Here is an 8,592-nt window from a genome sequence, read left to right as displayed (position 1 = left end):
GGGCCATGCGCCATTCTGCTGGGGAAAAAATGCCGAAAATGCGGTACACAACGCCGTAGTATTAGAAGAAGTGGCACTAATGGCACAAGCCACACGCATTCTCAATCCAACCATTAAAATTCAATCCGCATTATCAGATAAACACTATTTTCGCAAACATGGCGCCAATGCTTATTACGGACAAAAATAGAGAGGATAAATGATGAATAAACCCATGATTCAAATCGCGTTAGATCAAACTGATTTAACTTCAGCACTTAAGGTCGCTACAAGTGTGGCGAGTTACGTTGATGTTATTGAAGTAGGGACCATTTTAGCTTTTGCCGAAGGTATGCAAGCCGTGAGGCAATTACGACAAAATCATCCTGATCATATTTTGGTTTGTGATATGAAAACAACCGATGGGGGCGCCATTTTAGCTGAATTAGCTTTTAGCGCAGGTGCAGATTGGATTACAGTTTCTGCGGCAGCACATATTGCCACTGTTGCGGCTTGCAAAAAAGTGGCTGATCAATTTAATGGAGAAATACAAATCGAGCTTTACGGACATTGGACAATGGAGGACGCAAAGTCTTGGCGTGATATCGGGATTAAACAAGCTATTTATCACCGTTCGCGTGATGCTGAACTTGCCGGTATTGGATGGACGGAGCAAGATTTGGATAAAATGAAAATGTTATCCGATTTAGGCTTCGAATTATCGATTACCGGTGGTATAACTCCTGATGATATATCATTATTTGCGGGAATTAAAACCAAAACCTTTATTGCTGGACGAGCCTTAGCTGGCGAAAAAGGGGCTGAAACAGCAGCCGTATTAAGAAAGAAAATTAATCAATACTGGTAAATAACACCTATCAAGTGATAACCGATTACCGCTGTTATCACTTTATTCCGTTATTACTTAAATAAGGGGAGGACTATGTATATAACTAAAGCTAACCCACGTATCGGTATCTATGAAAAAGCATTACCAAATGATTTTTCATGGCAACAAAAAATGCAAGAAGCAAAGGCATTAGGTTTTGATTTTATTGAGATATCCATAGACGAAAGCGACGAAAAAATAGCCCGTCTAGATTGGACTGATGAGCAAATTTATGCCCTTAGACAGCTGAGCCAACAATATAATATACCATTACACTCTATGTGTTTAAGTGCTCATCGTAAGTATCCATTTGGTTCACATGATCCTGAGATAAGAAAGCAGGCTGAATGGCTAATGAATAAAGCGATTGCTTTCGCGTATAAATTAGGTATTAGAGTGATTCAACTAGCAGGATACGATGTTTATTATGAGCCAGCCGATAAGCTAACTCATGCTAGATTTATACAAGCTATGCAATGGTCTGCGCAGCAAGCCGCTAGAGCAGGGGTCATGTTAGCAGTAGAAATTATGGATACCGCTTATCTTAATTCGTTAACTAAATTTGAACTATTAAATAGAGAGGTTAATTCACCTTGGTTTACCGCTTATCCAGACGTCGGTAATATTTCTGGCTGGAATTACGATATCTGTACGGAACTAACATTAAGTTGTCATCACATTGTACAAATTCATCTAAAAGATAGTTACCGTGTTAAACCAGATTATGCAGGACAGTTTCGGGATTTAGTTATTGGAGAGGGGGATGTTAATTTTGCGGCAATATTTGCAACGTTAAAACACATCCATTACACAGCGCCATTAGTGATCGAGATGTGGGCTAAAGATGATCGCTGGCGAGAGAATATCGTGATAGCTCAAAAACGTTTACACGACATAGCAAAAAGTAACGGTATAATCCTATTCGAACAATATCAGTAATAGTTGATGATAAAACATAAAAAAAGCGACAAATATGTCGCTTTTTTTATAAATAGAAACAACTTATTTTTTAGATACACACGCAATTAAATCAAGCACTTTGTTTGAATAACCCACTTCGTTATCATACCAAGAGACTAATTTAACGAAAGTATCACTGATTTGGATACCCGCTTTAGCATCAAACACAGAAGTACACACTTCACCTAAGAAATCGGTAGAAACAACTGCATCTTCGGTGTAACCTAACACGCCTTTCATTTCGCCTTCAGACGCAGCTTTAATCGCTTTACAAATTTCTTCATAAGTTGCTGGTTTAGCTAAACGTACCGTTAAGTCAACAACTGATACATCAGGTGTTGGAACACGGAAAGCCATACCAGTTAATTTACCATTTAATTCAGGGATAACTTTACCTACTGCTTTAGCCGCCCCTGTTGATGAAGGAATGATGTTTTGCGCTGCACCACGACCACCGCGCCAATCTTTGTGAGATGGACCATCAACGGTTTTTTGGGTTGCTGTTGTTGCGTGAACCGTTGTCATTAGACCTTCAACAATACCAAATTTATCATTAACAACTTTAGCTAATGGCGCTAAACAGTTAGTGGTACATGAGGCATTCGATACGATATCTTGACCTGCATAATCTTTATCATTGACGCCCATAACAAACATAGGTGTCGCATCCTTAGATGGGCCCGTTAAGACAACTTTTTTCGCACCAGCTTGGATATGTTTACGTGCGGTTGCATCATCAAGGAATAAACCTGTCGCTTCAGCAACAACATCAACACCAACTTCATCCCATTTTAAGTTAGCTGGATCGCGCTCAGCGGTGACGCGAATGGCTTTACCATTAACGATAAGCTTACCATCTTTAACTTCTACTGTACCATCAAAGCGACCATGTGTTGAATCATATTTAAGCATATATGCCATATAATCCACATCTAATAAGTCATTGATTGCAACGATTTCAATGTCAGAACGTTTTTGTGCTGCACGGAAAACGATACGACCAATACGACCAAATCCATTAATACCTACTTTAATTGTCATAGTATCACCTTTTTTAGTTTTAAATTCCTTACAACAAAATAGCAAACTTAACCATTTTTTTCAATAGAAATAATTCTCACTACTTGTTGGGCACATAAATGAGATTTTATCACTTGATTTTATCTAACTATTTGTTTTTAAATTGATTATTTTGGTTGAATGCAAGAATAATATTTTCAATCAAAAAATAGTTCATAATAAATAGCTAACATTGTTTTATATTAAAAAAATGGGCTAATTGCTATTTGCATCAAGACTTAATGTATACTATATTGAGTGCTTTTTTAAATTGTAAGCTGTTTTTTTATGCGCCTAAATTCTAGACAACAACAAGCTGTTGAATATGTTTCTGGACCTTGCTTAGTCTTAGCGGGAGCTGGATCTGGCAAAACCAGAGTAATTATTAATAAAATAACTTATCTAATTCGTGAAATCGGTTATTTACCTCGACAAATTGCGGCGGTAACATTTACCAATAAAGCGGCGCGGGAGATGAAAGAGCGGGTTGCCCATGCATTAGGGAAAAAAGAGACGCGGGGTTTACATATTTCAACATTCCATACTTTAGGGCTCGATATGATTAAACGCGAGCATCAATTGCTAGGGATGAAATCCAATTTTTCGTTATTTGATGATCAAGATCAATTCGCTATGTTAAAAGCGTTAACGGAACGATGGTTTGATGGAGATAAAGAATTACTTACCCAATTACGCAGTATGATAAGTAGTTGGAAGAATAATTTAATCGAAGCAGATATAGCATTAGCGCATGCGCGTAGTGAAAAGGAGAAGTTATTTGCCCATTGCTACCAACTCTATGATAAACAGCTTAAGTCATGTGGAATTTTAGATTTTGATGATCTTATTCTATTGCCGACTTTATTATTAAAGCGCAATACTGAAGTACGTGAGCGTTGGCAGAATCGGCTACGCTATCTATTAATTGATGAATATCAAGATACCAATACTAGCCAATATGAATTAATTAAATTATTAGTTGGCGAACGCGCACGTTTTACCGTAGTGGGTGATGATGATCAATCTATCTATTCATGGCGCGGTGCGCGTCCACAGAATTTAATGTTATTAAAAGAGGATTTTGCCAATCTAAAAGTGATAAAACTAGAGCAAAATTATCGTTCCTCTGGACGTATTTTGAAATCAGCTAATATTTTGATTGAAAATAATCCTCATATTTTTGAGAAAAAATTATTCTCAGAATTAGGGGATGGGGAGAGGTTACGCATTATTACGGCTGATAATGAGGAACATGAAGCTGAACGCGTCGTGGGCGATCTAATTGCACATCGTTTTAATCATAATGCTCATTATGGTGATTATGCGATTTTATACCGCGGTAATCATCAATCGCGTATTTTTGAAAAGGTATTAATGCAACATCGCATTCCCTATTTTATCTCAGGCGGGACCTCTTTTTTCTCGCGTACCGAGATTAAGGATATCATGGCCTATTTGCGGTTATTGACTAATCCCGATGATGATAATGCATTTATTCGAATTATTAATACTCCAAAACGTGAAATTGGACCAATAACATTACAAACATTAGGCGAATGGGCGACGAAAAGAAATATCAGTTTATTTAAAGCCAGCTTTGATATGGGCTTAACGCAATGTTTGTCAGAAAAAAGATTGGCTACGCTGACACATTTTACTGGTTGGTTACAACAATTGATGGCGCGTATTGATACCAATCCTATTGACGTTATTCATACGCTTTTAGATGGTATAGCTTATGAAAGTTGGATATATGAAAATGCCCCTTCGCCGACCGCAGGCGAAATGCGTATGCGAAATGTCGAGCAACTCTATTCATGGTTAAAAGAGATGTTAAACGGCAGTGATTTTGAAGAGCCATTAACGTTATCGCAAGCGGTAGCACGGTTTACGTTAAGAGATATGCTAGAACGTAATGAGTCAGAACAAGAAAATGACGCCGTACAATTGATGACATTACATGCCTCTAAAGGTTTAGAATTTCCTTATGTTTATATGATTGGTATGGAAGAAGGATTATTACCTCATCAGACCAGTATCGATGAAAGTAATATTGAAGAAGAACGCCGTCTCGCTTACGTTGGTATTACGCGAGCGCAAAATGAGTTAGTCTTTTCTATGAGCCGACAACGAAAGCAATATGGTGACATTGTTTATCCAGAGCCCAGCCGCTTTTTATATGAACTACCACAGGATGAATTAGAGTGGCAAAGTCAAAAACCAAAACCAACCGCAGAACAACGTATGCAACAAGGACAAAGCTGTCTAGCTTTATTAAAAGCGCAAATTAATGCAGCCAAGTAGCAAAATTAATATTAATTTTTTTATCTAAATATTGGTAATATCATTTATATTGGGGGGTAATTTATACAAACATCCTTGATGATTATTCCTATTTTATACTGACAGCTGTATTAATGGTTAACAAAATAGAAAAAGCCAATTCAAGGTGATTTGAATTGGCTTTTTTAATTAAGATAAGGTGAGCAATTAATTTTTACTCATTAATTTTATTCACTTTGACTGATTTATGTTTATGACGTGAGGAGAGTTTAGTCACAAAAATAAAGAATAAAGGAACAAAATAAATGGCTAAGAATGTAGCGGTTAACATTCCACCAATCACTCCAGTACCAACGGCATTTTGCCCAGCTGAGCCTGCGCCAATACTCACCGCTAAAGGTAGAACACCAATAATAAAGGCTAATGAGGTCATAAGAATCGGACGTAACCGTAAACGACACGCTTCAAGCGTTGCATCAATCAGTGATTTTCCTTCTTTTTCTAGCGCATCTTTAGCAAATTCAACAATTAGTATCGCATTCTTTGCGGCCAATCCCATCGTGGTCAATAAACCTACAATAAAGTAAATATCATTATCCAGCCCACGGAATAGCGATGCATAAACGGTGCCTAAAATACCTAATGGAATAATAAATAGTACTGAGATAGGAATACTCCAACTTTCATACAGCGCCGCCAAAGACAGGAATACCACAATAATTGAAATAATATATAAAGTGGTCGTTTGTGAGCCTGTTTGACGTTCCTGATAAGAGATATCCGTCCAATCATAGGTAAAACCAGCAGGTAATTTTTTAGCTAACTCTTCCATAATTGCCATTGCTTGACCAGAGCTTTGTCCGCTAACCGCCGAACCACTAATTCCCATAGCGGAAACACCGTTGTAACGAACTAAAGATGGTGAACCAAACGTTTTGCTGGTATTGGCGAAAGAATCAAATGGTACCATTTCGCCCGAATTATTTTTTACATGCCAGTAACTAAAATCATCAGGCAACATACGATAAGGCATATCTGCTTGTAGATAGACTTTCTTGACACGGCTGTTATAAATAAAATCATCAATATAAGCGGAACCTAAGGCTGTTGATAAGGTTGAGTTTACCGCACCAATAGACATGCCTAAGGCTTGAACCGTTTGGAAATCAATATTAATTTTATATTGTGGAACATCAAGCATACTTGCTGGACGTACTTGTGTCAGATTTGGGTTTTGTGCTGCCATACCGAGCATTTGATAAAATGCTTGCATTAATGCTTCATGACCTTTAGCACCACTGTCTTTTAACATAAATGAAAAGCCGTTGGCCATACCCAAAGAGGGTACAGGAGGGATATTAACGGCAAAAATACGCGCTTCATTTAAAGTGAAAAGAAATTGATTTGCTCTACCAATCACCGCATCAATACGTGAATCTTTCGATTTTCTATGCTCCCAGTCTTTTAATTTAACAAAACCTAAAGCCATATTCTGACCACGCCCAGCCATACTAAAACCAGCGACTGTAAATATACTTTCTGTCGTAGGTTCTTTTTCTAAAAAGTATTGTGTCGTTTTATCCAATACTTCTTGCGTTTGTGCTAACGTTGAACCCGGTGGTAATTCTGCCATCAAAATCAGCGAGCCTTGATCTTCACTTGGTAAAAAACCAGTTGGTAAACGCATAAAGCCAAAAACTAATGCCACACAGATAAGCGCATAAGCCACAAAACTAATCACAGGATTTTTAACGACTTTAATTACACCGTGTTCATAGATATTACGGCTGGTTTCGAAGGTTTTATTAAACCAATTGAAAAAGATATCTAAGGCGTGATCAATCCAACTAAAAGGGGGTATTTTGGCTAATTTATCAAACATCGTTGCTTTTGGATGACGATATTTAGCCGGTGGTTTCAAAATAGTTGAACACAGCGCCGGCGTTAAGATAATCGCCATTAACACCGACAATACCATTGCCGTAACGATGGAGATAGAAAATTGACGATAGATTCCCCCAGCAGCCCCACCATAAAAGGCCATAGGCACAAACACGGCAGACAATACAACGGCAATCCCTACCAGTGCGGGTGTAATTTGCTCCATTGATTTGACCGTGGCATCATGAGGGGACAACTGTTCCTCATCCATGATTCGTTCTACATTTTCAATGACTACGATCGCATCATCGACTAATAAACCGATGGCTAAGATCATAGCAAACATAGACAGGGTATTAATCGTAAACCCACAAATATAAAGTACTGCAAACGTCCCAAGTAATACGACGGGAACAGTAATGGTTGGAATAATGGTTGCACGAAAATTCTGTAAAAATACGTACATAACGATAACAACCAAGAAAATGGCTTCGATTAACGTATCAACAACATTATGAATTGAAATTTTAACAAATGGTGTTGTATCGTATGGCATAATAAAATGGATATCTTCAGGGAAAATAGAAGATAACTCTTGGATTTTTTGGTCTACTAATGTCGAGGTTTCTAACTGATTTGCACCTGCTGCTAAATAAATAGCTAAACCCGCTGCAACATGTCCATTAAGGCGCGATAAAAAATTATAATCTGATGCGCCTAATTCAATGCGAGCTATATCTTTTAATAATATTTTAGATCCATCTTGATTCACACGGACAAGGATATCTTCAAATTGCTCAACATTTTTTAAACGTGATTGAGCCGTGATAGTCGCATTTAATTGTTGCCCCTCAATCGCCGGATCAGAACCGAGCTGCCCTGCGGTTACTTGCGCGTTTTGTGCCTGTATCGCTGCGGTAACCTCGTTAGTCGACAATTTATAATAGGTCAATTTATTTGGATCAAGCCATATGCGCATCGCATATTCGGAACCAAATAATGTGGTATCACCAACACCTTGTATGCGACGCACAGGATCTTGAACCGTTGAATAAACAAAATCGGCGATATCTGCTTGTGTCTTATTTGGATTATTAGAATAAAAGCCAATAACTTTTAAAAAGTTACTGTTATTTTTAGCGACTGAAATCCCATTCTTTTGAACACTATCAGGTAGACGTGATTTAATGCCCTCAACTTTATTTAGTACTTGCACTTGGGCTACATCTGGATTGGTCCCTTGCGCAAAAGTTAGCGTAGTTTGCACCACACCAGCTGAACTACTGGTTGATTTCATATAAATTAAATTATCAATACCAGTTAAATTTTGTTCAATAAGTTGGGTGACAGTATTTTCGATAGTTTGCGCATCAGCACCAGGATAAGTAGCGGTTACCGTAACAGCAGGCGGCGCAATATCGGGATACTGTTCTACTGGCAATAATTTAATTGCCAATAGCCCGCCCAGCATCATCATAATTGCAATTACCCATGCAAAAATAGGGCGGTTGATAAAAAACTTAGCCATTATTTATTAACTC

General features: G+C 37.9%; 5 protein-coding genes and 1 pseudogene. 4 read left to right on the top strand and 2 right to left on the bottom strand.

The features are described 5' to 3' along the window. The 3 genes and pseudogenes from araD to O970_RS01885 all read left to right on the top strand — a co-directional run. Positions 1 to 190: pseudogene (gene araD, locus O970_RS01895) on the top strand (L-ribulose-5-phosphate 4-epimerase); the annotation flags it as partial. Positions 191 to 202: 12 nt separating this feature from the next. Continuing rightward, positions 203 to 847 (top strand): 3-keto-L-gulonate-6-phosphate decarboxylase UlaD, encoded by a 645-nt coding sequence (locus O970_RS01890; protein WP_024495495.1) that lies wholly within the window; start codon positions 203 to 205, stop codon positions 845 to 847. Positions 848 to 922: 75 nt separating this feature from the next. After that, positions 923 to 1,807, top strand: coding sequence for an L-ribulose-5-phosphate 3-epimerase (locus O970_RS01885; RefSeq protein ID WP_024495494.1), 885 nt, complete (start codon positions 923 to 925; stop codon positions 1,805 to 1,807). A gap of 63 nt (positions 1,808 to 1,870) precedes the next feature. On the opposite strand, the gene gapA is transcribed toward O970_RS01885, so the two are convergent. After that, on the bottom strand, positions 1,871 to 2,869 hold the full coding sequence (gene gapA / locus O970_RS01880) for a glyceraldehyde-3-phosphate dehydrogenase (RefSeq protein ID WP_024495493.1): 999 nt from the start codon (positions 2,867 to 2,869) through the stop codon (positions 1,871 to 1,873). 306 nt (positions 2,870 to 3,175) lie between these two features. On the opposite strand from gapA, the gene rep reads away from it, so the two are divergent. Beyond that, positions 3,176 to 5,191, top strand: a complete 2,016-nt coding sequence (rep, locus tag O970_RS01875) for a DNA helicase Rep (protein WP_036562286.1) — start codon at positions 3,176 to 3,178, stop codon at positions 5,189 to 5,191. A gap of 193 nt (positions 5,192 to 5,384) precedes the next feature. Here rep and O970_RS01870 read toward each other — a convergent pair whose 3' ends face one another. Next, positions 5,385 to 8,579, bottom strand: a complete 3,195-nt coding sequence (locus O970_RS01870) for an efflux RND transporter permease subunit (RefSeq protein ID WP_024495492.1) — start codon at positions 8,577 to 8,579, stop codon at positions 5,385 to 5,387. Positions 8,580 to 8,592 lie beyond the last annotated feature (13 nt).

It is taken from the genome of Candidatus Schmidhempelia bombi str. Bimp, assembly GCF_000471645.3.
GTDB classification, from domain to species: domain Bacteria; phylum Pseudomonadota; class Gammaproteobacteria; order Enterobacterales; family Orbaceae; genus Utexia; species Utexia bombi.
Note: the sequence above shows the minus strand (reverse complement) of the source record. Positions and strands in the feature narration are given on the sequence as shown.